The 25,086-nt window shown below is 71.4% G+C and carries 24 protein-coding genes and 1 pseudogene; 8 read left to right on the top strand and 17 right to left on the bottom strand.

Translation table 11 applies throughout. The annotated features are described in order from the left end of the window. Positions 1 to 459: 459 nt before the first annotated feature. From HUX53_RS23285 to HUX53_RS23260, 7 genes and pseudogenes are all read right to left on the bottom strand, one after another. Positions 460 to 1,053: a DUF6230 family protein gene (locus HUX53_RS23285; protein ID WP_176405350.1), complete on the bottom strand. Its 594-nt coding sequence runs from the start codon at positions 1,051 to 1,053 to the stop codon at positions 460 to 462. Between the two features lie 271 nt (positions 1,054 to 1,324). Further along, entirely contained in the window at positions 1,325 to 1,936 is a 612-nt protein-coding gene (locus tag HUX53_RS23280) for a response regulator (protein WP_309237389.1), read from the bottom strand. A gap of 90 nt (positions 1,937 to 2,026) precedes the next feature. Further along, the gene (locus tag HUX53_RS41435; protein WP_309237390.1) at positions 2,027 to 2,692 is read right to left on the bottom strand and encodes a response regulator transcription factor; all 666 of its coding nucleotides are present in this window, start codon (positions 2,690 to 2,692) and stop codon (positions 2,027 to 2,029) included. A gap of 357 nt (positions 2,693 to 3,049) precedes the next feature. Continuing rightward, a pseudogene (locus HUX53_RS42285) lies at positions 3,050 to 3,223 on the bottom strand (histidine kinase dimerization/phosphoacceptor domain-containing protein); the annotation flags it as partial. Positions 3,224 to 4,137: 914 nt separating this feature from the next. Then, the gene (locus HUX53_RS23270) at positions 4,138 to 5,016 is read right to left on the bottom strand and encodes a cytochrome P450 (protein WP_176405347.1); all 879 of its coding nucleotides are present in this window, start codon (positions 5,014 to 5,016) and stop codon (positions 4,138 to 4,140) included. A 90-nt stretch (positions 5,017 to 5,106) separates the two neighbouring features. Continuing rightward, complete coding sequence (locus HUX53_RS23265) at positions 5,107 to 5,754, bottom strand: response regulator transcription factor (RefSeq protein WP_176405346.1); 648 nt, start codon at positions 5,752 to 5,754, stop codon at positions 5,107 to 5,109. Further along, positions 5,751 to 6,548, bottom strand: a complete 798-nt coding sequence (locus HUX53_RS23260; RefSeq protein ID WP_176405345.1) for a sensor histidine kinase KdpD — start codon at positions 6,546 to 6,548, stop codon at positions 5,751 to 5,753. The genes HUX53_RS23265 and HUX53_RS23260 overlap by 4 nt, the downstream gene beginning before the upstream one ends. 258 nt (positions 6,549 to 6,806) lie before the next feature. On the opposite strand from HUX53_RS23260, the gene HUX53_RS23255 reads away from it, so the two are divergent. Beyond that, positions 6,807 to 8,372, top strand: a complete 1,566-nt coding sequence (locus HUX53_RS23255) for a Rieske 2Fe-2S domain-containing protein (RefSeq protein WP_176405344.1) — start codon at positions 6,807 to 6,809, stop codon at positions 8,370 to 8,372. A gap of 193 nt (positions 8,373 to 8,565) precedes the next feature. Further along, positions 8,566 to 8,715: a hypothetical protein gene (locus tag HUX53_RS23250; protein ID WP_176405343.1), complete on the top strand. Its 150-nt coding sequence runs from the start codon at positions 8,566 to 8,568 to the stop codon at positions 8,713 to 8,715. Between the two features lie 15 nt (positions 8,716 to 8,730). On the opposite strand, the gene HUX53_RS23245 is transcribed toward HUX53_RS23250, so the two are convergent. The 9 genes from HUX53_RS23245 to HUX53_RS23205 form a co-directional block, all read right to left on the bottom strand. Continuing rightward, positions 8,731 to 9,642, bottom strand: coding sequence for a hypothetical protein (locus HUX53_RS23245; protein ID WP_176405342.1), 912 nt, complete (start codon positions 9,640 to 9,642; stop codon positions 8,731 to 8,733). 22 nt (positions 9,643 to 9,664) lie between these two features. Continuing rightward, entirely contained in the window at positions 9,665 to 10,384 is a 720-nt protein-coding gene (locus HUX53_RS23240) for a sugar transferase (RefSeq protein ID WP_176405341.1), read from the bottom strand. A gap of 3 nt (positions 10,385 to 10,387) precedes the next feature. After that, on the bottom strand, positions 10,388 to 11,716 hold the full coding sequence (locus HUX53_RS23235; RefSeq protein ID WP_176405340.1) for a lipopolysaccharide biosynthesis protein: 1,329 nt from the start codon (positions 11,714 to 11,716) through the stop codon (positions 10,388 to 10,390). After that, positions 11,713 to 13,005: an O-antigen ligase gene (locus HUX53_RS23230; protein WP_176405339.1), complete on the bottom strand. Its 1,293-nt coding sequence runs from the start codon at positions 13,003 to 13,005 to the stop codon at positions 11,713 to 11,715. The genes HUX53_RS23235 and HUX53_RS23230 overlap by 4 nt, the downstream gene beginning before the upstream one ends. Next, entirely contained in the window at positions 13,002 to 14,222 is a 1,221-nt protein-coding gene (locus HUX53_RS23225; protein WP_176405338.1) for a glycosyltransferase, read from the bottom strand. The genes HUX53_RS23230 and HUX53_RS23225 overlap by 4 nt, the downstream gene beginning before the upstream one ends. A gap of 7 nt (positions 14,223 to 14,229) precedes the next feature. Further along, positions 14,230 to 15,411: an SDR family NAD(P)-dependent oxidoreductase gene (locus HUX53_RS23220; RefSeq protein WP_176405337.1), complete on the bottom strand. Its 1,182-nt coding sequence runs from the start codon at positions 15,409 to 15,411 to the stop codon at positions 14,230 to 14,232. 2 nt (positions 15,412 to 15,413) lie between these two features. Continuing rightward, positions 15,414 to 16,559 carry a DegT/DnrJ/EryC1/StrS aminotransferase family protein gene (locus HUX53_RS23215; RefSeq protein WP_176405336.1) on the bottom strand — a complete coding sequence of 382 codons (1,146 nt, stop codon included), beginning with the start codon at positions 16,557 to 16,559 and terminating at the stop codon, positions 15,414 to 15,416. A gap of 4 nt (positions 16,560 to 16,563) precedes the next feature. Next, the gene (locus HUX53_RS23210; protein WP_176405335.1) at positions 16,564 to 17,934 is read right to left on the bottom strand and encodes a hypothetical protein; all 1,371 of its coding nucleotides are present in this window, start codon (positions 17,932 to 17,934) and stop codon (positions 16,564 to 16,566) included. A 68-nt stretch (positions 17,935 to 18,002) separates the two neighbouring features. Continuing rightward, positions 18,003 to 18,659, bottom strand: a complete 657-nt coding sequence (locus tag HUX53_RS23205) for a response regulator transcription factor (protein ID WP_176405334.1) — start codon at positions 18,657 to 18,659, stop codon at positions 18,003 to 18,005. Between the two features lie 229 nt (positions 18,660 to 18,888). On the opposite strand from HUX53_RS23205, the gene galE reads away from it, so the two are divergent. Together galE and HUX53_RS23195 are read left to right on the top strand one after the other, a co-directional pair. Beyond that, a complete protein-coding gene (gene galE / locus HUX53_RS23200) occupies positions 18,889 to 19,893 on the top strand; it encodes a UDP-glucose 4-epimerase GalE (protein ID WP_176405333.1) in 1,005 nt (334 codons plus the stop codon). Between the two features lie 177 nt (positions 19,894 to 20,070). Next, positions 20,071 to 20,403 carry a hypothetical protein gene (locus tag HUX53_RS23195; RefSeq protein ID WP_176405332.1) on the top strand — a complete coding sequence of 111 codons (333 nt, stop codon included), beginning with the start codon at positions 20,071 to 20,073 and terminating at the stop codon, positions 20,401 to 20,403. Between the two features lie 22 nt (positions 20,404 to 20,425). Here HUX53_RS23195 and HUX53_RS23190 read toward each other — a convergent pair whose 3' ends face one another. Then, the gene (locus HUX53_RS23190; protein ID WP_176405331.1) at positions 20,426 to 20,851 is read right to left on the bottom strand and encodes an ATP-binding protein; all 426 of its coding nucleotides are present in this window, start codon (positions 20,849 to 20,851) and stop codon (positions 20,426 to 20,428) included. 107 nt (positions 20,852 to 20,958) lie between these two features. On the opposite strand from HUX53_RS23190, the gene HUX53_RS23185 reads away from it, so the two are divergent. The 4 genes from HUX53_RS23185 to HUX53_RS23170 form a co-directional block, all read left to right on the top strand. After that, positions 20,959 to 21,771 carry a helix-turn-helix transcriptional regulator gene (locus tag HUX53_RS23185; RefSeq protein WP_176405330.1) on the top strand — a complete coding sequence of 271 codons (813 nt, stop codon included), beginning with the start codon at positions 20,959 to 20,961 and terminating at the stop codon, positions 21,769 to 21,771. Further along, on the top strand, positions 21,768 to 21,962 hold the full coding sequence (locus HUX53_RS23180; RefSeq protein ID WP_309237388.1) for a DUF397 domain-containing protein: 195 nt from the start codon (positions 21,768 to 21,770) through the stop codon (positions 21,960 to 21,962). The genes HUX53_RS23185 and HUX53_RS23180 overlap by 4 nt, the downstream gene beginning before the upstream one ends. Positions 21,963 to 22,144: 182 nt before the next feature. Then, positions 22,145 to 24,610, top strand: a complete 2,466-nt coding sequence (locus HUX53_RS23175) for an aminoglycoside phosphotransferase family protein (protein ID WP_176405329.1) — start codon at positions 22,145 to 22,147, stop codon at positions 24,608 to 24,610. Next, on the top strand, positions 24,607 to 25,086 hold a 480-nt coding region (locus HUX53_RS23170; RefSeq protein ID WP_176405328.1), incomplete at its 3' end, for a phosphotransferase. The genes HUX53_RS23175 and HUX53_RS23170, both read left to right, overlap by 4 nt.

Genomic DNA, 25,086 nt, shown 5'->3' with positions numbered 1-25,086 from the left:
GTTACGGTGGCGACCGGGTGCTACGCCGTCCTCTTCGTCGGCAGCGTCAGATGTGTATAAGAGACGGGTGCCGCGTGGGCGGCCGGCCTGCCGCCGTCCCGGGCGGCGGGGGCGGGGGACCAGGCGAAGCCGAGGGCGCCGCCGACCAGGCCGAGCAGCAGGCCGACGAAGAACCCGCCGAAGTTGGACGTGAGGAACGACGCCAGCGACAGCAGCACCGCGAGGACGCCGTAGAAGCTGCGCTGGGCGGGCTGCGTCCACATCAGCACGCCGGCGGTGACGAGCAGCGCGCCGATCAGCCAGCTCGCCACCCCGGCCATGCCCTGGTGGACGGCGAGCGGCATCGGGGCGAGCGGGATCGCGATCAGTTCCAGGCCGCCGAGGACGGCGAACACGCCTCCCCAGAAGGGGCGCGTCCGCCGCCAGCGGCGGAATCGGTGTGCTCCGGCGGTCATGGCGTCAGAAGCACTCGTCGCCGAGCTTCATGCTGAGGTCGCTCAGCTTGAACGTGCCGGCGGTGGTGGCCCAGGCGACCTGCCTGACGTTGGTCAGCTCGATCTTGGACGCCTGCTGGCCGAACATGCCCGCCGTGCCCTGGGCGCCGCTCGGGCCCTTGTCCAGGGTGCTGGCGTCCCGGCCGATCTCGATGCCGGTGAACTTGGCGTCGGCGTTGAGCTGCTCCACGTCCAGGACGAGGTCGGTGGCCTCGACCGGCTTGGCGCCCGTCCCGGCGGTCAGCCGCAGCGTGAACGGGCCGACCTTCACCGACTGGCACATGTTGCGGATCTGCGCGGACTTGATGCCGGAGATCTGCACCGGGTGCTTCGCGCCGTCCTTGCTCGCGTCGACCCCGCCGTACTGGACGAAGCCCGTCCCGGTGAGGGAGTCGGCGCTGACCTTGAAGCTGCTGCCGGACACGGCGAACGAGGAGGCGATCGAGCCCTGCGCCGTCATGAAGACGAGGGCGCCGGCGCCGACCGCGGCGGGGGCGGCGATGGCGGCGAACCGCTTCCAGCGGACGCGGCCGGCGGCGGGCTCGGGGGAGTCGGTCATGGGGGTTGCTCCTGGGGGTCTGGGGCCCGCGAACGGACCCGGCGACACCGGTCGATCTCGTGACGGTGAGTGCAAGTTACTACCAAGTACTTACTTGCGACAAACCAGACAAGGGGCTCATAAGGTAAAGAATTCGGGCAGTGGCCTGCGGAGTCTCTTAAACTCGATGTCAATAAGGACCGGCAAGGTCAACTAGATCAGTCACCAAGCGTGATCGTCACGGGCCATAGATCCCGTGCCGTACGGCCGAAGGTCCCGAATCGGGAGCCGCTCAGGAACCGGCGGAGAAGGCGTCCAGGGCGAGGCGCAGCTCGCCGACGTGCTCTTCGAGGGCGCCGGCCGGTTCGCCGGACCGCAGCCGGGCGACGTCGCCCTCCACCTTGGCGAGCCGCTCGTCGAGGGCCGCGAGCAGCCGGTCGCAGCCCGCCAGGGCGCCCTCGGCGTCGTCCGCGCCGAGCGTGCTGCGCAGCAGCCTCGCCTGCTGCCTGAGCTCCGCGTTGCGGCGGTGCAGGTCGACGAACACCGACACCTTCGCGCGCAGCAGCCACGGGTCGAACGGCTTCGTCAGGTAGTCGACGGCGCCGGCCGCGTACCCCCGGTACGCCTGCTCGCCCGCCCCGCCGCCGGCGGGGAGGAAGATGATCGGGATGTCCCGGGTGCGCGGCCGGGACTTGATGTGCTCCGCGGTCTCGAAGCCGTCCATCTCCGGCATCACGACGTCCAGCAGGATCAGCGCGAAGTCGTCGTTCAGCAGCTCCTTGAGCGCCGCCTGCCCGGACGTGACGGGCACGACCTCCACCGGCAGCGCGTCGAGCACGGCCGCGAGGGCGGTCAGGTTCTCCTCGCGGTCGTCGACGGCCAGGATCCTCGTGTCGCTCGGCACCGGACTCCTCAACGTCGATGGCGGTGTGCGTTCCGTCCAGCCTGTCATGTCCCTGCCAACGGCAACAGCGAATCGCCGCAGAGTAAATTTCTATGGCAGCCAGCCGGGTTTGACCAGTCCCGACTCGTAGGCGAACACCACCAGCTGCGCCCGGTCGCGGGCGCCGAGCTTCACCATCGTGCGGCTGACGTGCGTTTTCGCGGTGGCCGGGCTGACCACGAGGCGGGCCGCGATCTCCTCGTTCGACAGGCCCTCCCCGACAAGCGCCATGACCTCCCGCTCCCGGTCGGTCAGGGCGTTCAGCCGCGGCGAGGGCGCGGGCTCCTTGGCGCGCGCGGCGAACTCGGCGATGAGCCGCCTGGTCACGCTGGGGGACAGCAGCGCGTCCCCGTCCGCGACCGCCCGGACGGCGTGCAGCAGCTCCACCGGCTCGGTGTCCTTCACCAGGAACCCGCTCGCGCCGCCGCGCAGCGCCTCGAACACGTACTCGTCCAGCTCGAACGTGGTGAGGATCACGATCTTCACGCCGTCGAGCCGCTCGTCGGAGGCGATCCGGCGGGTGGCGGCGAGGCCGTCCAGGCCGGGCATGCGGATGTCCATCAGGATGATGTCGGGACGCAGCGCGCGGGCCCGCGCGACCGCCTCCTCGCCGTCGCTCGCCTCGCCGACGACCTCGATGTCGGTCTGCGCGTCCAGCAGCGCCCGGAACCCGGCCCGGACGAGCACCTGGTCGTCGGCCAGCAGCACCTGGATCACTGTGCTTCTCCTCCGTCGGGCTCGGTGTCGAGGGGGAGCGCGGCCCGCACCCGGAACCCGCCGCCCGGACGCGGCCCGCCCGTCGTCCTCGACCCGCACCACGACCTCGTGCTCACCGTAGGCGATGCGGACCCGCGCCGTCACCGGCCCGGGACCGGCATGGCGGGTCACGTTCGTCAGCGACTCCTGGACGATCCGGAACGCGGCGAGGTCGGTGCCCGCGTGCAGCGGCCGCCGCTCCCCGGTGATCTCGGCCTCGACCGTGAGCCCGGCGGAGCGCGCCCGGTCGAGCAGCTCGTCCAGCCGGTCGAGCCCGGCGGTGGGGGCGCGCGGCGCGGTCTCGCCCTGCGCCCGCAGCGCGCCGATCACCCCGCGCATCTCGGTGAGCGCCTCCTTGCTCGCGTCCTTGATCGCGGCGAGCGCCGTCCGCGCCTGCTCGGGGTTCTGGTCGATCAGGTGCAGCGCCACCCCCGCCTGGACGTTGATCATCGAGATGTTGTGCGCGAGGACGTCGTGCAGCTCGCGGGCCATCCGCAGCCGCTCCTCGCTGGCCTGCCGGCGCTCCTCCTCGGCGCGGGTCCGCGCGGTCTCGGCGGCCCGCTGCGCCCGCATCCGGATCAGCTCCGAGCTGACCAGCACCACCAGCGCCCACCCGACGACGAAGCTCGACCCGCCGAGCGTCGGCTCCTCCACCGGGAACGGCCCGTCCTGCCCGCGCTCGGCGGCGGGCACGCCGATCAGCGCGGTGAGGCTGAAGAACGCCGCGAGCCCGAGGCCCGTCCCGGCCCAGGTGACGAGGCGATGCCCGGCCACGACCGCCGCCACCATCGCGACGATCAACGCGAGCGGCGCGGGCCCGTAGGTGTAGGCGCGCAGGAAGTACACCGCCGTCACCGCCGCCGTGGCGCACACCGTGATCACCGGATGCCGCCGTCTGAGCAGCAGCAACGCCGGCCCGCCGAGCAGCAGCGCGAACCCGAGCGCATCGAGGTCGGTGTGCCCCAGCTCCGGCCCACCGTGCTCCCACGGCGGCCCACCGGCCCCCTCGCCGCGCGGCCCGCCACGCTGCGCGCCCAGCGACCCGACGACCTGGATGAACGCGACCAGAACCGGAACAACCCACACCGGCCACGTCCCGGGCCGCGACAGCTGCGCCCGCCCCGGGATGCGCGTCGCTGAGGTGCTCATGTCCTGCACGTTAAGTCATCGACGCACGCCAACACGTCGCCCAAAGGGAGTCACCCTCCCTACTCCCCAGGAGGTACCGGCTTCGTTGACTTGCGGCATGTTGTTGTTATGAGCCGCCGGATAACAACAACACGCCGCAAGTCAACGAGCTAGGGGGTGCGTTCACTTGCGGCGTGTTGCCCTTTCCAGCGCGCCCATAAGGGCAACACGCCGCAAGTGAACGAGGAGCGGACGGGGGCGCTCGTTGAGTCGATGGGTCAGGGAGTCCAGTGGACGGGGAGGTGGGTGAAGCCGTGGCGGGTGCTGGAGCGTAGGGGGACGGGCTCGCCGGCCAGGCGGGGGAGGCCCGGGCGTTCGAGCAGGGCGAGGAGCATGGCGCGCAGGTGGACGCGCGCCAGCTGGGCGCCGAGGCAGGCGCGGTAGCCGAAGCCGAAGCACAGGTGCGGCCGGGGGGACCGGACGAAACGGTCCGGGACGAACCGGGCCGGGTCCGGGAAGATCTCGTCGTCGTGGTTCGCCGAGACGAGCCACAGCGTCACGTGCTCGCCGGCCAGCAGCGGGACGCCGCCGACGGTCGTCGCGCGCTGGACGGTCCGCCACACCTGGAGCACCGGCGTCCACCAGCGCAGCATCTCCTCCACGGCGCTGTCGACGAGCTTCTCGTCGGCCTGCTCGTCCCGCAGCCGGATGAGGTCGGCAGGGTGGCGAAGCAGCGCGTACAGGCCGCCGGCGAGGGTGTTCCGCAGTGTTTCGGGCAGATCGTGGGCGACCTCGCCGACGAAATCAACCGCTTCGCCGGAGGGGATGCGGGCGAGCATGGCGCGCGCCGGGGGATCCATGTCGATCAAGGCGGCGGGGGCTTCCAGCGGCGTTTCCGCGCCGCTCACCGGGCCGTGCAGGGTGACGTCCGGCTGCGGCGCGAACAGTTCGGGACGCGTGAGGGCGTGGTGGACGTCGGAGTAGCGCAGCACGGCCCAGGCGCCGGGCCGCTCCGCCCCGCGCCCGTCCAGCCACACCACCGGCGTCCGCGAGCGGAGCCGGTCGAACCGGTCATGGGGGACTCCGCGGGCGTAGGTGTCCGCCCGGCCGAGGGCCCCGGTGTCGGAGACGGGTGACGCGCCTCGCCGTTGAGGCATGGGGGAACCTCCTCTCCGAGGCAGACGCTAACGCGTCCCGGCCGAACCCTGAAGGGCCGGATTCGGCCGTCCCCGCACCCGGAATGTGAGTCAGCCCGCCAGCCACTCCCCGGTTTCGACGCTGACCAGGCCATGCCGGGCCGCCTCGATCACGGCCTCCCGCTGCGAGTGCACGCCCAGTTTGCTCAGCACGCTCTGCACGTGGCTGCGCGCGGTGCTGCGCGTCACTCCCATCGCCTTGGCGAGCGCCTGCGTGGACTCGCCGCGCGCCAGCCGCGTCAGCACCTCCCGCTCGCGCGGCGTGAGGAACTGCGCGATCTTCTGCGCGCGGCTGCGCGGCCGGGCGCCGCCGCGCAGCGCCGCCTGGTCGGCGACGACCTCGCCGTCGGCGACGCGGCGCAGCACGGTGAGGATGTCGCCGGCCTGCTGCCCCTTGTGCGCGAACCCCCGCACGCCCGCCGCGACGCCCGCGTCCAGCACCGGCTGCTCCAGGAAGCCGGTCAGCACGACGAACTTCGTGCGCGGGGACGCGGCGCGCAGCCGCGGCATCCAGTCCAGCGCGGTACCGGACGGGAACCGCAGGTCGATCAGGCAGACGTCGGGCTGCCTGGCCCGCAGCACCGGCAGCGCGTCGGCGGGGGAGTAGACCACCCCGACGACGCTGTGCCCGGCGTCCGCCAGCACCAGCGACAGCGACTCGGCGAAGACCGCGTGGTCGTCGCAGATGATCATTCTCATGGGTGCGGCCGCCAGTCGTCGGTGATCGCGTCGGTGCCGATGCCGCGGGGCGCGAGGGTGTCCGGGGGCGGCGCCGCCGGCAGCAGCATCCGGACCCGCGCCCCGCCCATCTCGCAGGTGCGGATCTCCAGGCTGCCGCCGTACCCGGAGATGAGGTCGTGCACGATGCCGAGCCCGAGCGACGCGAGGCCGGGCCGCGCCGGGCGGCCGGGGCGCGCGCCAAGGCCGGCGCCGAAGCCGGGCCCGTCGTCGTCGACCTGGATGGCGATCCAGCCCTGGTCGGCGTCGACGCGGACGTCCACCCGTCCCGCCGCGACGCGGCACGCGTTGTCCAGGACGTTGCGGACCGCGCGCCACAGCGCGACCGGGTCCATGTGGGCCCACGCCTCGCCGCCGGTGAAGCACACCTCGTGCGTGGTGGCGAGCCGCATGCCGGTGACGACCTCGGCGGTCAGCTCGTCCACCCGGAGCCGCTCCGGGCCGGGCAGCGGGCGGCCGTCGTCGCCGTCGTCCTCGTCGAGCCGGCGCAGCAGGTGGTCGAGCCACCGGGTCTCGCCGAGCAGCTGGTCGATGCGGGCCCGGCTGGTGTCGCCGACGTCCTCCGCGACGACGACGGCCGAGGCGAGCATGATGATCGTGCCGAGTTCGTGGCGGATGTCGTGCCGGAGCCGGCGCCGCCACAGCGCCGGCTCGCCGCGCCCGGACGGCGCCGGCCGGTCCCGCCCGCCATCGGGTACGAGCGTGCGGGCGCCCGCGGCGGCGTCCGCCGGGGAAGACCGAGCCCCGTTGTTCATGAAGACCCCCGTCAGCTATTCCAGCACCCTATAGACGGTCACCCGCCCTCCCGGCGGATGTCCAGTCAATTGGCCGCAACAGACCCGTGCCTGACCAGAAGTGGACATGCAGATCGGAAGCGTAAACTTCGCGCTTTGTCGGAGCGTCTCAGTCAGGATTGTCAGTTCTGCCCATGACAATTCCTTCATGCGGGTGGCGTAGCCGCTTTGCGCATTCCGGCGGGTGCGCCGGCGGGCCCGCGGAGAGACAGTCTCCCCATGCCGACGGTCACATTTCTCGGACATGCGGGGGTGGCGGTGGACGCGACCGCGTTCCACCTGCTCGCGGACCCGTGGCTCGCTCCAACGGGGGCCTTTCTCGGAGCCTGGCACCAGTATCCGAGGAACGATCACCTGGATCTCGCCCCGGTCCTCGACGCCGACTGGGTCGCCGTCTCGCACGAGCATCTAGATCATTTCGACCCGTGGGTCCTGGAACGCCTTCCGGCGCGGACCCGAATCCTCATTCCGTGTTATCCCGGACCCGCCTTCCGGGAACGCATCACGGCCGCCGCGGGCGGCCGCCAGGTAATCGAGATCGAACCCTGGGTGAAATTCCCGCTGGACAATCGCGGGTCCTGGATCACGGTGATTCCGGAACTGTCGCCAATGTGCCACGATGCCGCCTTTCTCATCGTGGCGGACGGGCGCGGCATCCTGCATTGCAACGACGCCCGGCTCACCGCCGCGCAGGCCCGCCGCGCCAAGCACCTGGCGGGCGGCCGGCTCGACCTGATGGCGCTGCAGACCTCGGGGGCGTCCTGGCACCCGATCTGCTACGAGTACCCGGCCGCGGAGATGGCGAAGGTGTCCATGGCCAAGCGGATCTCCAAGCTCCGCGCGGCGCAGCGCCTCGTCCGGCAGACCGAGCCGGAGCTGGCCGTCCCGTTCGCGGGCCCGCCGTGCTTCCTGGACGCCGAGGTCGACCACCTCAACTGGGTGCTCGGCCAGGTGGACGGCGCGTTCTGCGACCCGGAGGTCTCCACCGCGTGGCTGCGCGAGCACCTGCCGCGGCAGCGCTGGGACTGCTTCAAGCCCGGCGACGCGGTCGACCTCGACACCGGCGAGGTCACCCGCGACCCCGTCTCGGCGGAGTTCTCCTTCGCCGACGCCGACCGCGACACCTACCTCAAGCGCTACGCCGCCGACCGCGCCGCCGCCATCGCCGGCGTCCTGGCGGAGTACCCGGAGCCCGGCCCCGACCTGTTCGACCGCTTCACGGCCCACTTCACCCATCTGGGCGGCCTGAGCGAGTACTTCAACCGGCAGATCGCGATGATCGTCCGGTTCGAGATCACCGGGCCGAACGGCGGTGCCTGGGACGTCGACTTCTCGCAGGACGGCGTCACGGTGTCGGCCGCGGCCCCGGGCGTCCGCCCGCACTACCGGATCACCACCGCCGGCCGCTGGCTGGACAGCGTCCTCACCGGCCGGATGGCCTGGGAGGACCTCCTCATCTCGTTCCGCCTCACCCTCTACCGCGACCCCGACGTCTACAACGACTACCTCGTCGGCCTCCTCAAACACGCCAACGCGTCCGCCCTCCAGGCCGTCGAGGCGTACGAGACCGGACGGGACGAGTCCGAGCGCATCACCGTCGCCTGCGACGGCGCCCGCTACGACATCCCCCGCTACTGCCCGCACGCGGGCGAAGACCTCTCCGTCGGCGCCGTCATCCGCGAGGGCCAGATCCACTGCCTGGCCCACAACTTCGCCTTCGACCTCGCCACCGGCGAATGCGTGAACGCCAGAGCCGCCAACCTGACGAGCAAGAAGGTGAGCTGAGTCTGTGTTGACCCAGGGGGCGACCCCCTGGAACCCCGGCGGGCCGGGCGGCGGTCGTCGCCCGGCCCGTCCATGTCCGGGGAGCCGTAACAGGACGGTCACAGATGGTGTGAGCCGGGGCTCCCCGGCCGGGTGATAGATCATCTTATGGTAGGTTTGACCTGCGTTTACGGGGTTTGAAGGGGTGCGGGTCTTGGACCGCAAGAAGCTCGGCCTGCTGGCCGTCGCGTTCGTTCTGGTCGTCGGTGTGATGGAAGTCGTGGCCCTGCGGGTGGGGTCGTTCGACTTTCCGGTGCCGTCCAGCTCACAACCGGCCATCGCCGACAAGGCGGGCGAGAACTAGCCGCGCGGGCGAGAACTAGCCCCGCGTGTTGCGGGCCCGCATCAGCGTCTGCAGGTCGGGGTGGTCACCGCCGGTCGCGTCGGCGAGGGTGGGGCAGGCCCACTCGTCCTGGCGGCCCCAGGAGTAGGAGATCTCCAGCGGCGGGCGGGGCGTGAGCCGGTCCCAGCGGGCGAGGATCCTGCGGAACTGGGCCTGCGTCGGCAGCCAGTACTGCTTGTCGCCCTTGGAGCAGCTCTGCCCGAACGTCTGCAGGACGGGCGCGATCTTCTCGCGCGGGATGCCGGCGGCGTCGGCCATCCGGACCATCCGGTCGATCGCCCCGATGTCGCAGTGCTCGCGGGTCTTGGACGAGCCCTTGCACGGGTACGGGTCGAGGCCGACCAGGTCGACGCCGACGCGTTTCGGGGTCAGCGGCTTCATCGGCCAGTCCGTGAGCGAGATGAACGAGATCTGGTCGGGCGCGTGCTGCTCGATGTACTCGGCGCGGCGGCGGATCTCGGCCGCGATCTTGGGGCAGTCGCGGGGGTTCGGCTCGTCCGACAGGTACCACCCGTAGACCTTCGGGTCGCGGCCGAACTGCTGGACGGCCCGCTGGAAGGCGTCCCAGCCGAGTTCGAAGTCGCCGCAGGTGAAGTTGCCGACCCAGAGCAGCGCCTGCATGCCGGCCGGGACGCCGGCGACGAGCGAGGTGTCCGCCTTGACGTCCACCAGGTCGTAGCCGAGGGCCTTGAGGCGCGGGTAGTCGGCCGGCTGGGTGTTGAGCGCGATCCGGCGGGTCTTGGCCGGTTCGGCGGCGGGCGAGCCTGGTGAGGCGAGCGGGCCGCGGTAGGGGTCGTAGCCGGACGTCCGGTGCTGCATGTAGAAGAGGAACCCGGCCACCAGGACGACCGCCGTTGCGACAGCGGAGAGCTTGCAGCGGGCGTTCACTATTTCTCCCCGAATGCGGTTCCTAGGCGGCGGAGCCGGGCTCCTCGGCTCGGCTCTCCTTGGTGTCCTTGAAGGCGCCCGTGATGCGGAGGGGCGGGATCGGGATGCCGAGGATGTGCTTGACCGTGTCCCACAGCGCGCCGAACGTGGCGCGCATCGACGGGTCGCGCAGGTAGACGGCGTCCACGGCGACGCGGGCGGGGACGATCCGCTCGATGTAGTTGACGAGGTCGACCTCCTCGCCGGGCCCGAGCACGTCGAAGTCGCGGAAGCGGACCTCGGAGACGCCCGTCAGGCCGGGCCGGTGGTCGAAGATCCAGCGGCATTCCGCGGCGTAGTGCTCGGCCAGGTCGTAGGTCTCCGGGCGCGGCCCGACGAGGGTCATCTGGCCGCGCAGCACGTTCACCAGCTGCGGCAGCTCGTCCAGCGACCACTGCCGCAGCAGCTTGCCGACCTTGGTGAGCCGCGGGTCGCAGTTGGCGGTGACGGTGAGGCCGCCGACGCCCTGCCGCATCGTCCGGAACTTGTACATGGTGAACGGCCGGCCGCCCTGCCCGACCCGCCGCTGCCGGAACACGCCGGGACCGGGGCTCGATAGGCGCACCAGCACGTAGATGATCAGCAGCGGGACGCTGAGGAGCAGCAGCCCGGTGAGCGCGCCGGCGACGTCCAGCACGCGGCGCGGCTTCGACGGGGGGACGCCGCCGGACGTGTCGACGGGACGGCTCGCGAGCTCGGACATCGGTCACTCCTTGTCTTGGAGTGCGGGGTCTTGGAGTGCGGGGGGCTCAGATGCGGTGCGTTTGACGTGCTGGAACCAGACCAGCAGTGCGGCCGTGGTGGCGACGAAGGAGATGGACGTGGCGATGGCGGCGCCGATCGCGCCGTGCGTCGGGATGAGGATCGCGCCGAGCACGACGACGACCACGAGGCCGATGCCCTGCCCGGTGGACGCGGCGCCGGGCCGTCCGACCCCGTACAGGTAGGCCATGACGAGGCCGGTGACGCCGAACGTGACGACCCCGGCGAGCCGGATGTAGGTGGGCACGACCGCGTCGTCGAACACGTCCCCGAAGATCCACGGCAGCGCGGTCCCGGCGATGAGCGCGAGCGGCAGCGCGGCCAGGGCCGACACGCCCAGTGCGGGCAGGATGAGGCGGGATGTCCTCTTCGTCGCCGTCTCCCGGTCCTCTTTCGCGAAGTCGGGATACAGGACGTAGTTGACCGCGAGCCCCGGCAGCTGCACCAGCTCGGCGAACTTGCTGGCGACCGTGTAGACGCCGAGCACCTTCGGGCCGGCGAGCGCACCGAGCAGCGCCATGTCGAAGCGGAGTTGCAGCAGGTCGATGAGCTGGCCGAGGTAGCCGCGGAACCCGTACCCGGCGATGGATCGGCCGAGCCGCCGGTCGGGGCGCCCCCAGCCGGCGAAGAAGCCGCGCCGCGCGAGCCGCCGGGCGATCCACGCGGCGGCGGCGACGTCGGCGAGCACCAGCCCGGTGATCAGCGCGCCCGGCCCGTACCAGCCGGTCAGGATCACCAGGTAGATCGGCAGGAAGACGAACTCCTCGACGGCGATGGCGAGGCTCGCGCCGGGCTGGTCGTCCGTCCCCTGGAGGAGGCCCTTGCCGACCGACACGAAGCCCTGCGTGAAGGACGGCGCGGCGGCGGCGACCGCGACCCAAATCCCGAACGACTTGAAGAACACCAGGTAGAAGAGCGGACTGAGGGCCAGCCAGCCGATCCCGGAGATCGTCGCGCCGATCACCGTCAGCCACGCCAAAGTGGGACGAACCCGGCTCTGGTCGTAGTCGGCGCGCGCGAGGAAGAACGGCGCCGCGCCTGGCAGCCCGGCGCTCGACAGCTGGCACAGCAGCCCCGGCAGGATCCGGACGAGGGTGAACGCGCCGACGAGCTTCGGCCCGCCGATCCGCGCGACGAGGATCGTGGCGATGCCGAGCGAGCCGAGCGCCCCGATCCGTCCCGCCATGTTCCCGGCGACCAGCGCGAGCAGCCGCCGCCTGAGCCGCGACTCCCGCGCCGTCGCGACGGCGGCGGGGGACTGCGTGTCGGTCATGCCGTTCCCTTCCTTCCGAAGAGGTCGAGGGCGGCGATCAGGCCGAAGAACGCCCAGCCGTGGCGGTAGTGGAGGGTCTCGTAGAAGAGGCCGGAGATGAGGAAGACGGCGATGAGCGCGCCGAACAGCTCGGGACGGGGGACGAGCCGCGCGTACTCGCCGGTCAGCGCGCCGCGGCGGGCGATGCGCACGCACTTCAGCAGCAGCGCGAACACCAGTGTGATGAGCGCGATGCCGCCAAGGAAGCCGCGTTCGAGGACGGCCGCCACGTAGTCGTTGTGCGCCTCGCGTACGTAGGTCTCCTGCCGCACCAGCATCTGCTTCTCGGTCTGGCCGGGCCCGATGCCCCACGGGTGCGTCTGGTCGTCGATCATCTGGATGGTGGTGGCGAGGACGGTGCTGCGCGAGTTGGTGCTTTCCCCGGTCGTCCGCCCGATGGAGTCGCGCAGGATCGGGGACGCCTGGCTGGCCTGGTCCAGCAGCGGCTGGATGTTCACCACCGAGACGACCGCGACCGCGCCGCCGCCCACGAACACGGCGAGCGCGCCGACCGCGATGGCGTGGTGCGCCTTGCCCTCGCGGAACAGCCGGAACAGGTAGCCGAGCAGGATCGCGATGCACAGCGCGAGCAGCCCGCCGTTCGAGCCGGTCAGCAGCTCGGCGGTGAGCAGGACGCCGCAGACCATCCAGCGCTTCCAGGTCGTCTCGGGGAAGCGGCTCGCGCGCGCGATGAAGTAGACGCAGATGAACCAGTTGGACGCGTAGTTGGCGTCGCCGAACGTGAACATCGCGCGTTCGCCGTCGATCTGCTTGCCCGACAGCGCCTCGATGCCCAGCACGAAGCCGACGATCATGACGACGGCGTAGAACGTCCCGATCCACACGAACGCGCGGAGCGTCAGCTTCAGCAGGGACGTGTCGCGCGCGAAGTTGGCGATGCCGACCGCCCACAGCAGCACGAACAGGTCCTTGACCAGGGTGAGCGCGCCCGCGTCGTTGACCACGGCCGCGATCCCGCCCGCGATGATCGTCATCAGCGTCGGGATGAGGAACGGCCACCGGATCGGCAGCCTCCGGGTGCCCGCCCACAGCAGCATCGTCGCGGTGACGCCGACGAGCGCGAGGTCGGGCAGCCCGGTGTTGCCCGGCCCCGGCGCCAGCCCGGCCGGCATCAGCATCGGCAGCGAGGCGATGCCCGCGACGATCATCACGGCGGGCAGCCGCGTCCGGCGGGTCAGCGGCGGCGGCGCGAGCGGAGCCTCGCCGGAAGTGGTCAGGGTCGCGGTCATGGGCGGGCGGAGCTCCCTCGGTAGGTCTCGTCGAGGACGGTCCCGAGGTGCGCCGGCGAGAACCATTCGCCGACGCGGGCGCGGGCGCGTTCGGCCATTCGGGCGGCGGCGGCCGGGTCGTCCAGCAGCGCGGACACGGCCAGGGCGAGCCCCTCCGGGTCCTCCGGCCGCACCAGCATCCCCGTCTCACCCGCGAGGACGAGGTCCTGGTTGGACGGGACGGCCGTCGCGACCAGCGGAATCCCGGCGCCGATCGCCTCGACCAGCACGCACGGCAGCCCCTCCCACCGGCTCGCCATCGCCATCACGTCGAACGCGGGCAGTACGTCGGCGACGTCGTCGCGGTGCCCGAGCCAGCGCATCCGCTCCGCGATGCCGAGCTTGGCGGTGAGCTTCTCCAGCTCGTCCGCCATCGGGCCGCCGCCGACCCACAGGCCGAACACGTCGTCGGGCAGCCGCGCGATCGCGCGGGCGAAGACCTCCGGGCCCTTCTGGAACGTCAGCCGCCCGATCGACCCGACGACCTTCACGCCGAGCGGCAGGTCGAGGCGGCGGCGGGCCTGCGCGCGGGAGCCGGGCGCGGCCGCGTAGGCGTCCACGTCCACGGCCGGCCATGACAGCCGCACCCGCTCGGGCGTCGTCAGCCCGAGCCGCAGCGCCGTCGTGACCGTCTCCGACCCGATCGCGAGGAACGCGTCGGTGCGCTTCGCGGCGATCCGTTCGAGACCTATATATACGCGTCGCCGCGCCCACGACTGGAACTCGTTGAACGGGAACCCGTGCCAGGTGTGCACGATGCGCGGCACGCCCGCGCGGGCCGCCGCGACCCGTCCGATCACGCCGCCCTTCGCGCTGTGCGTGTGGACGACGTCGTACCGCCCGTCCGCCAGCACGCGGGTCAGCGTGCGCAGCGCGGCCATGTCGTCGCGCGGCGAGATCTGCGGCACCAGCGGCCCGACCTGGACGATCTCCATCCCGGCCGCGTGCGCGGCGGGAGTGAGGTCACCGGCGGCGGCGTTGGCGACGGCATCGTCCCCATAGAGGACGCTGTTTCCGGTGGACGATGCCGTACTGTCCATGCCGACGCCGCCGGTGACGATCGCGCGCTCGTAGTCGCCGTCCGGGAGGGCCAGCGCGCCGTTCAGCGCGACCTGCCCGGCCCCGCCGTTGAAGCGGGTGATCACCGTGGCGACTCTGAGCTTCCTTGTGGTACCCATGCACACCTCACAGGCCGGGCGGGTCGGGGCTGCACCCCGCGCCGCAGAGGCAGGACGGCCCGGGCGGCGGGGGCTCGACGGGTTCCGGCCGCCGGACCGGGTGGTACTCGGGGAGCAGCCGGCGCAGCAGCAGCCGCACCGCGTCGTCGTCGCCCGTGCCGGCCGCGGCCTCCAGCTCGTCCAGCAGCTGCGGGAGCCCGGCGGGCGGCGCGGCGGGGCGGGTCGCCCAGATCTTGGGATGCGCGGTCCGGATCCGGCGCTCGGAGTCGGCGAACGCCTTCTCCGCGAGCTTCTCGCCGGGCCCGAGCCCGCTGAACCGGATCGTCACCTCCGGCAGCCGCAGCTGCTCGGCGTACCGGTGCACGAGATCGACGACCGGGACGGGCAGGCCCATGTCCAGGACGAACGTCTCCGCCTCCTCCGCCATCGCCGCCGCCTCGATCAGCAGGCCCGCCGCCTCCTGCACCGTCATGAAGTGGCGGGCCACCTCGGGATGGGTGATCGTGACGATCTCGCCGGAGGTGATGCGGTGCGCGAGCAGGCTCAGCAGCGGCCCCGCCTCGCCGATCACGTTGCCGACGCGGACGGCCGCGAAGCACGTCGGGCCGGGCGTCGCCGTCCGCAGCAGCAGCTCCCCGAGCCGCATCGTCGCGCCGAACACCGACGTCGGGTCGGCGGCCTTGTCGGACGAGACGAACACGACCCGCTCCGCCCCGTACCGGACGGCCGCGTCGAGCACGTGCCGGGTGCCGAGCACGTTGTGCGCGACGCCCCGGCACGGGTCGCGTTCGACCTCGGTCAGCTCGTTCCGGCCGGCCGTGTGGAACACCAGGTCGGGCCGGGCCGCCTCGACGACCTCGTCGACTCGCTGCTCGTCCCGCACGTCGGCCTGCGCCGGGGTGACGCCGGCCAGCTCGCCCGCCAGGCGTTCCAGGCCGCCGGCGTCGCGGTCGAGCAGGGTCAGCGCGGCCGGTTCGAGCCGTCCCACCTGGTGGCAGAGGGCCCGGCCGACCGTCCCGCACGCCCCGGTGACCAGCACCCGCCGGCCGCGCACGAGCCGCCGCCCGCGATGCCGCGCCATGACCACCTCGTCCCGCCCCATCAGCAGGGCGAGCGGGCTGACGGCGCCGGACACCAGCGGGACCGGCGCGGGGGCCCCGATACTGCGGCGCGGCAGGAACCTTCGCACGGTCAGCTCCGGGTCCGCAGAGCCTCGGCGAGTGCGGTGACGACGCGTTCGGCGCCGTCGTCCGTCAGCCCCGGGTACAGCGGGAGCGACAGCAGCTCCTCGCCGACCCGGTCGGTCACCGGGACCCGCGCGCACTCCTCGGCGCCCAGGATCTCCTGGTATGCGGTCATCTGGTGGGCCGGGATGAAGTGCACGGACGTCGCGACCCCGGCCGCCTCCAGCTCGGCGCTGATCGCGTCCCGGTCCTGGACGCGGACCTGGTAGAGGTGCCAGGCGTGCTGGATCCCGGCCAGGTTCCGCTGGGGGAGGACCAGGCCCGGCAGGTCCTTCAGCGCCTCGTCGTATCGTCGGACGATATCGGCGCGCTGCTCCTGCCAGCCCGGCAGCGCCGCGAGCTGCGCCCGCCCGATCGCCGCCTGGACGTCCGTCATGTTCGCCTTCAGCCCGACCCGCTTCACGTCGTACCGCCAGCTGCCGCCCGGCAGGTACCGCTTCCACGAGTCCTTGCTCATCCCGTGCAGCCGCATCGCGCGGACCCGGTCGGCGAACTCCTGGTCGCTGGACGCCACCGCGCCGCCCTCGCCGATCGGCATGTTCTTCGTCGCGTAGAAGGAGAAGCACGCCGCGAACGACTCCGCGCCGACGTTCTTACCGTCGCGCGCGGCGCCGGGGCCGTGCGCCGCATCCTCGATGACCTTCGTCCGGTCGAGGCCGGCCGCCTCGGCGAGCGCCGCCACGTCCACCGGGTAACCGCCCTGGTTCTGGACGATCATCGCCGCCGGGGTGACGCGCCCGGCCGCCGCCTTCACGGTCTCCGCGCTCGGCACGAGCGTGTCCTCGTCGATGTCGACGAACACCGGCCGGTGCCCCGCGTGCAGGATCGCGTTGATCGCGCCGCAGAACGTCAGGCTCGGCGTCAGCACCGCCGAACCGGGCGGCAGGTCCAGCGCGCGCAGGCACAGCTCCAGCGCGGTCGTGCACGAGGCGACCGCCACGACGTGCGCGGCGCCCAGGTGGTCGGCGAACTCCTGCTCGAACGCGGCCGTCTGCGGGCCGGTCGTGATCCAGCCCGAGTCGAGCACCTTGACGACCGCGTCGGACACTTCACCGGACACCGACGGAATCGTGAACGGAACGGACGAACTCATCTGGCTACCCCTTGAACTTGCGGGACGTGGCGACGACGCCGAGCAGCGGCCAGCCCGACGCGGCGACGAGATCGCGGACCGTCTCCAGTCCCGCCACCCGCGTCACCGGCCCGACCACCACGACCACGCCGACCGCCTCGTCCGAACCCGGATCGATGTCCTCGAACGCGTGCACATGACAGAGCCGGCGCACCGGAACCGGCTGGGTGACCTCCGAGGGCGACACCTCGGACTTCTTCGTGATCACGGCGGTGCCGCCGGCGCGGACCACCGACGTGCTCTTCTTCCCGCCCGGCCCGCTGCTGTTGAGCGACGGGCCGTCGCCGTCGCCGCCGTCGTCCTCCTCGCCCTTCTCGGGGCGGGCCGTGACGACCTTCGTGTCGTCCCCGTACACCGCGGACGCGACCTTCGACACGAGGTCCGCCGGCAGCGGCCCCGGCGTGCCGACCAGCGTGACCCGGCCGACGCCCTCCTTCTTCGCGGCCAGCCTCGTCCGCCGCCCGAGATGGCCGAGCTGCACCGGCCCCCGGTCGGCCCAGCCGAGCAGCGGCACCCCGAGCCGGCGCGCGACCCGCCGCTGCCCCGGGATCGTGGGCCGGACCATCTCCGTCACCACCGCGATCAGGATCCCGCCGATCAGCCCGACCAGGCCCGCGATCGACGCCATCATGACCACCGGGTTCGTGCGCGGCGCCAGCACCGCCGGCTGCACCACCGACGCCGTCCCGGCCGTGGACAGCTGCGTCTGCAGGTCCGACCGGTTCGACCGCAGGTCGGTCAGCTCCGCCTGCACCCGCTCCCGCTCGTTCGCGGCGCCGATGTCGGGGTTCGGCTGCGCGCCCGCCCGCCGCGACAGCGGCCCGAGCTTCTTCTCCAGCTCCCGGACGCGCTTGTCGATCTCGTCCATCTGCTGCGTGATCGAGCCCTGGTTGGACGCGTTGATCTCCTTGACGACCGCGGCGCCGATCGCGTCCGCCAGCCGCCGCGCCACCCCGGGATCCCGGTCCTTCACCGACAGCTCGACGATCGTGGACGTCCCGAGCCCGGTCACCTCGATCGCCTTGGCGACCTTCACCGTCGAGCGGTCCACCCGCTGCTGCCGCAGCACCTCGCTCAGCAGGTTCTCGCTGGTCGCGAACGCCTTCACCTGGCTGACCACGATGGACACGCCCGCGTCCCCGGGCGCCGCGTCCGTCGCCCGGCTGCTCGCCTGCAGCCGCGACTGCGCGACCGACGGCGGCTCCTGCCCGCCCATCACCAGGCCCACCAGCACCAGCGGGACCACCGTCATGACCAGCAGAAGCGCCCAGTAGCTGCGAACCACCCGCGCCGCGACCTCGTCGATCTCCACGATCTTCCCCTCCGGCTTCGTCACGGCGAGCGTAAGAAGGGGCTTCGGCGGAGCAATCGCCCAAAAGACGACCCCCGACTACGCCGTTTGCATCAGCCGCTCGGCCGCATGCCGGCGCGCATCGCCATCGTGATCGCCTCCAGCGCCGAGTGCAGCCCGAGCTTCGCCAGCAGGTTCTGCGTGTGCGTCCGGACGGTGTTCGCCGACAGCCCCAGCCGCTCGGCGATCTCCGCGCGCCCCAGCCCGTCCACCATGCACTGCAGCACTTCGCGCTCCCGCGGCGTCAGCTCCGCCAGCAGCGCGCCGCCCTCGGGCTCCCCACCGTCCTGGACGAGCCGGCGCAGCACGTCGCCCAGCACGTCCGGCGGGATCCACCCGCCCTGCCGCGCCGCCGACCGGATCACCCGCGCCACCAGCTCGGCGCTCTCGGTCTTCTCCAACCACCCGACCGCGCCCCGCCGGACGGCCTGCACCAGCGCGTCCAGGTCGCTCATCGCGGTGAGCACCACGACCCGGACGTCCGGATGGTCCGCGCGCACCCGGTCCAGGACGTCCAGCCCGCTCTCGGCGCCCAGCGTCAGGTCCAGGACGAGCACCTGCGGGCGCTCGGTGGCGGTCAGCGCGAGTGCGCGCCGCACGTCGCCGGCGATCGGCAGGATCACCAGATCGGGCTCGCGCCCCAGCCGCGCCGCGAGGGCCTCGGCGAACAGCGCGTGATCGTCCACGATGAGGACGCGGATCGGTTGCATCCACCGACGATGACCGCTGCGCGCGCCGGGCGGATCCTGCAAACGCTGTACTTCGCCCCGGGACGGGCCGCGCGCGGGAGGAACCGTGCGCGGACGCGCCTTGGCGGCCGCCGGTTCACCCGCGTCCGGACCCGGTCACCTTCCGTGCGGGACATTGACCGTCCGCGACCGCCTGCGGATCCTGTGCGTGTCATTTCAAGGGGACGCACTGGCCTGCAGGGGATGCCACATGAAAGTCCTGATCACCGGGGGAGCCGGGTTCATCGGCAGCACGATCGCCTCCGCCTTCGCCGAGCGCGGCGTCACGCCCGTCGTGCTCGACAGCCTGGTCACGGGCAGGTCCGAGTTCGCCGCCGGCAAGATCTTCTACCAGGGCGACATCGGCGACGGGGACCTGGTCGACGAGATCTTCCGCGACCACCCCGACATCACCGCGACCGTGCACTGCGCCGCGCTGATCGTGGTGCCCGACTCGATGGCCGACCCGCTGCGCTACTACCGGGTCAACCTGTCCAAGACCCTCGACCTCGCCGGCCACCTCGTGCGCAACGGCTGCGACCGGATGATCTTCGCGTCCACCGCCGGGATGTACCGCCCCGAACCCGACCTGTCGGTCACCGAGACGTCCTTCCTCGAACCGCAGAACCCCTACACCCGCTCCAAGATGATGGCGGAGCTCCTCCTGCAGGACTTCTGCGAGGCCTACGACTTCCGCGTCATCTCGCTGCGCTACCTGAACCCGATCGGCGCCGACCCCCGGCTGCGCACCGGCCTGCAGAACAGCAAGCCCACGCACGCCCTCGGCAAGATGATCGAGTGCTACACCCTCGGCGCCCCCTTCAAGATCACCGGCGTCGACTGGGAGACCCGCGACGGCACCGCGATCCGCGACTACATCCACGTCTGGGACATCGCCCGCGCCTTCTCCGAGGCCGCCGCCCGCTTCGACGCGATCATCCCCCTGGTCGGCGACCACCCCCGCTACGAGGTGATCAACCTCGGCACGGGCGACGGCACAACCGTCCGCGAACTCGTCGCCGCCTTCCGCGAGGTCGTCGGCGACGGCTTCGTCGCCGAGGACGCCCCGGCCCGCCCCGGCGACGTCGTCGGCGCCTACGTCAACCCCGCCAAGGCCTGGGACCTCCTCGCCTGGAAGCCCGACTACACCATCGAAGACGCCATCCGCCACTCCCTCCAGTGGGCCGAACGCCGCCGCGACCTCGACGTCGCCTGACCCCGTCCGGTCCGGCCCCTCCACACCTTCCGCAGGAGGGGCCGGACCACCATTCCCGCAGCCACGGAAAACCTCACAGACCGACGATCGGCAGGAGTAGGCTCCTCCGATAATTCGCGTCGAAGAAGGTGTTCCGTGGCTGCCGCACGCCCCAAGAACTGGGTACCGAACAGGCCCGTGCAGGATTCCAGGCTGGCGTGGGAGGCCGCACTTCCCGAACTGGCCCGCCGGTCGAAGAACTGGTGGACGGCCCCGCTCCGCATCTTCGGCGCCGCCGTCCCCAACAACAGCGCGAACGGCGGAATCCCCGGCGGCGGCTCCACCGGCTTCGCCCGCGAGATCGGCCAGGACGCCTCCACCGGCCGCCTGAAGAAATACGCCGTCCCCGTCGATGTAGTAGCCGAACGCCTAGCCCCCGAAGAACGAAAAACCCTACGCGCCGAAGGCGTCCTCCCCGACTGGTTCTTCGACGCAGTAGAAAAAGAACGCCGCACCCAACACAAACGCTGACGCGGCGAGTCGATGCGCTGTATCAGGGCTTGAGCCGGGCCCAAACCCATTTGCCTCCGTGGGGGTCGGGGGTGTGGCCGCACGAGGCGGCGAGCGCGGCGACGATCGGGAGTCCCCGGCCGCCGTTGTCGTCGAAGCGCTCCTCGGAGACGTCGAGCGTGTCGAGCGTCAACTCGACCTGCGGACGTACCCGGGGGAGTTCGGGGCTGGCGTCCCAGACGGCGATGAGGACGCCGGCGACGTCACGGCTGCACTGGTACCGGATCTCCTTACCGGGCGTGGCCGTCACGGCGTTGGCGATCAGTTCCGAAGCGATCAGGAATGCATCGTCCGAAATGTGCATGTAGCCCCAATTGTGGAGGCGTGTTTGGGTTAGCGTGCGTACGAGACCCGATGCCGCCTTGGATGCCAGCACGGAGATCAGCAGGCAGTCCGGTGTGCTCATCATCGGTCGCCCGCTCCTTCCTGGAGAGATTCACGATTCGTGCCTCCAGAGTCACGCAGGGTCGTTAGGCTGGTGTGTATTCGCAAACATCTCAACCCCGGGAGATGTCTATGAGCGCCGCCGACGAGATCGACCCCGCGTCCTCGCTCTATGCCTGGCTGGCCTATGACCTGCGGTTTTGCCGTCAGAAGCGAGGGATTACCGGCACCCAGGTCGGCAAGATCATCAGCTGCGTCCGGTCCCATGTTGCGAACCTGGAGGCGGGGCGTGCCTGCATCGACATGAAGCAGGCGAAGGCCCTCGACGAGGCGTGGGACACGGGTGGGCACTTCGAGCGGCTGTTGGGGTTCGCCCGCTCCCTCCACAGCCCGGACTGGTTCCGCCAGAGCGTCGAGTACGAGGTGAAGTCCAAGATCCTCCGCATCTACCAGGGGCAGGTCATTCCCGTCCCCTTGCAGACTGAGGACTACGCCCGCGCTGCCCTGTCGATGGCTCGTGTCGATGATGTCGAGAAGGCTCTCTTGGCGCGCATGGCGCGACAGGAGCTGATCATCGGCAGGGAGGACCACCCCCTGATGATGGTCCTCCTTGATCAGGATGCTCTGGACCGTCCTGTGGGCGGCCCCGAGGTCATGAGGGCCCAACTCCGGCGGCTGTTGGATTTGGGAGAGCAGCCGGACATAAGCATCCGCGTCATCGCCCGATCGGCTGGCTGGCACCTCGGGCTGGACGGGCAGTTTCAGGTCATGAGCCTGGAGCGCAGAGACGTCGCCTACACCGGTGCGTTCCACGGCGGTCGCTTGATCCAGGACGCTGCCGAGGTTCGCGAGATCGCCATAGACTTCGAGTTGATCGGGGCGAAAGCCTCGTCCGAAGGCGAATCCCGTGCCCTGATCGAAAAGATCATGAAGGAGTTCGCATGATGATCAACTGGCGCAAGAGCTCGTACAGCGGTGGTTCCACTGACGAGATGTGTGTCGAGCTTGGCGAGATTGCCGGCGGTGTTGGGATCAGGGACTCCAGGGATCCAGACGGCGGACGGCTGGTTGTGCCCGGTGACCAGTTCGGACGTCTGCTGCACCGAATCAAGGCGGGAGCGCTCGACCGGCCCTGACGGGTTCGGCCGATCTTGGAGCGAGCGGCGCGCTCCAAGATCGGCAAGCTTGGCGGGTACAGGCTGCCGGGCAGGCTTGCTGCGTCAGCGGCCGGGGCCAGTTATCGTCGCTCTGGAACCTCTTTCCGTCCTCCCCGCGTCGGACGGACAAAACCGCCGCCGCTCCGGAGGACGTGACGTCGATGCCCCTCGAACCGCGTTTCCGGCGGGTCGCCGCACTGCACCGGCCGTTCGTGGACAGGGAAGCGGTGATGGCCGCCTTCAGCGACGTGATACGCGCCCCGCATGGCTCGCCATGTGTGTTCAACCTGGTCGGGGTCGGCGGCATCGGCAAGTCCAGACTCTTGCAGGAACTCGGGCAGCGCAGCGCCGGCACCCACCGGGCCGCGACGATCGACCTCCAGGTCCCCGCGATGCGCCAGCAGGAGGACGCCCTCGCCGTCCTGCGCGTCGAACTCGGCCGCCAGGGCATCCGGTTCGACCGCTTCGACATCGCCTATGCCGTCCTCTGGCAGCGGCTCCACCCGCACCTGCGCCTCTCTCCCAAAGAGCTTCCGTTCGTGGACGAGAGCGAGGCCCTCTCCCAGATCATCGACGGCGCGGCCGGCGTCCCGGTGTTCGGCACCGGCGTCGGACTGCTCCGCCTACTGGGCAAGGCCACCAGCGGGATGCGCCAGCGCCACCGGATCAAGTCCGACGACACGCTCAGCCAACTGGACGACCTCGCCAACGCCGAACTCGCCGACGCCGTCACCTACCTGTTCGCCGAAGACCTGCGCGACGGCTCCGACCGCCCCTACGTCATCTTCGTGGACGCCTACGAGGCGCTCGTCCCCGCGTCCGCGCGCTCCGGCCGGGCCACGGCCCAGGACGTCTGGCTCCGCGACCTGATCGCCCAGCTCGACAGGGGAGCGGTCGTCGTGGCCAGCCGCGAACCGCTCGCCTGGGCCCGGCAGGACCCCGGCTGGGCCGACGTGATCCGCCACCAGCGCGTGGACGGCCTCCCGATGGTGGCGCGCCTGCAACTCCTCACCGAGGGCGGCATCACCGACGACGCCGCGCGCCAGGCGATCGCGACCGCCAGCCAAGGCCTCCCCTTCTACCTCCACCTCGCCGTGGACACCCGCACGACGGCCCGGCAGGCGGCGGCCGTCTCGTCCGAAGAGATCCTGCAACGCTTCCTGACCCACGTCGCCCCCGACGAGATCCGCACCCTCGAACTGCTCAGCATCGCCCGGATCTTCGACTACGAGATCTTCCAGACCTTGGCGGACGCGTTCGACCTGCCCCGCCACCGGATGGCCTGGGAATCGCTCACCGCCTACTCCTTCGTGTATCCGGCCGGCGCCCACGGCCGCCGCCTCCACCAGCTCATGCGCGCCGCACTGCACCGGCGGCTCTCCCCGGACACGGCGCGCGACGTGCAGGCCGTCCTCCGCAAAGTCTGGGACGCCCGCGCCACCGAGCCCCACACGGCGGAGAACGGCGTCGCCACCCGCGCCCGCGCCGTCCGCGAGGCGGCGCACTGCGGCCTGCACGCGGGCGCACTGCACGGCGAAGACGTCCTGGCCTACGCGGACCGCGCCCTGACCTACGGCGGGAAGCAGGGCATGGACGGCATCACCCAAGACCTGCACGAATACCTGGACACGAGCGGCGGCGACGCCGACCTCGCCCAGACGGCCCGCTGCCTGGAAGCCGAAGCCGCCGTCCTTCTCGGGGACGCCGAGACCGCCACCCGCCTCACCCCGTCCATCGACTGGCCCCTGCACGACGTCCCCGGCGCCCGCCTAGCCCTGGCGGGCGCGCACGGCCGCCGCATCGCTGGAGCGACAGGCGAAGCGCAACGCCTCTTCCGCCAGGTCTGGAACCACCACTCCGGCCCCGTCCGGCTGCGCGCCGGTTTCTGCATGGCCGACCTGGACATGTGCCAGGGCCGGTTCGGGGACGCACTGTCCATCACGCAGCAGATCCTCGCCGAAGCCCCCGGCGACGACCTCGTACTGCGCGCCGACGTCGTCCGCCTCCAGCACCTCGGCTACCGCTTCGGCTTCGACCTCGAAGGGTCCGCCCGCGCCCTGGAAACCGCCGCCGCGCTCTACACACGGGCGGGCGCCATCATCGGCCAGGCCGACATCAAGACCAACCGCGCGGAACTCCTCGCCTGGACCGACCCTGCCCGCGCCCTCGATGCCGCCGCCGACGCCCTTGACGCGCAGACCGAACTCGGCGCCCACCACGAGATCGGCAAGGCGTTCACGGCACTCGCCATCGCCCAATGCCGTCTCGGACAGCACACCCCGGCGGCGGCATCCTTCCAAGCGGCCACCGACGCCCTGGAACGAGCGCGCTACCGATCCGGCCGAGCCCGCGCCGAACTCTTCCGCGCCTTCCTCCACGCTCGGACGGGTGAGACGCCCGCCGCCATGGCGTCCGCCCGCTGGGCCATCGCCGAACTGGTCGCCGCGGAGGTCTACCCCACCCTCCTCATGGTCGCCGGACACCTCCTGGACGCCCTCGACGCCGCCGACGAGCGCACCGCAACGATCACCGCCCAGGCCCGCGACCAGATCAGCCCACCGAACCTGCTGCCATTCTTGGACGACCAGGCGCGCGCCCTCGTGACGGCCATGCTGGAGGACGGATGAACTGGCGGGGCCTGTACGAGCGCGCACGCGCGCACGGCGATTCCGCGGCCGGGTACTACAACGACAACATCCGCGTCGACACGCCCGACGGGCCCGTCATCGTCCGCATCCCGATCCACGGCGCCGACATGATGGACCTGCGGCTATGGCGGGAAGACCGCGTCCTCGCCGCCATCGCCCCGCACGTCCGCGCGGCCCCTCGCCTGCTCCACACCTCAGACGACCCGCAGTTCCAGATCCACGAGTTCATCGCCGGAGACGTCCTCAATGACGTGGCGCCGCGCGGCGTCCCCGTCCCACCCCACGCGCTGGACGACGTCGTACGCCTCTTCACCCAGCTCACCAACGTCCCCCGGCTCCCCGACACCCCCGCCCACTGGCCTGCCGACACCGACACGACAGCCTTCGCGCGCCTCCTCTCCACCCTGACGCAACGCGTCTACGACACCTTCAGCACCGACTACGCCGCCCTCTTC

This window comes from Actinomadura sp. BRA 177 (assembly GCF_013372625.1).
GTDB lineage: Bacteria > Actinomycetota > Actinomycetes > Streptosporangiales > Streptosporangiaceae > Spirillospora.
This window is presented reverse-complemented; position numbering and strand designations above follow the sequence as displayed.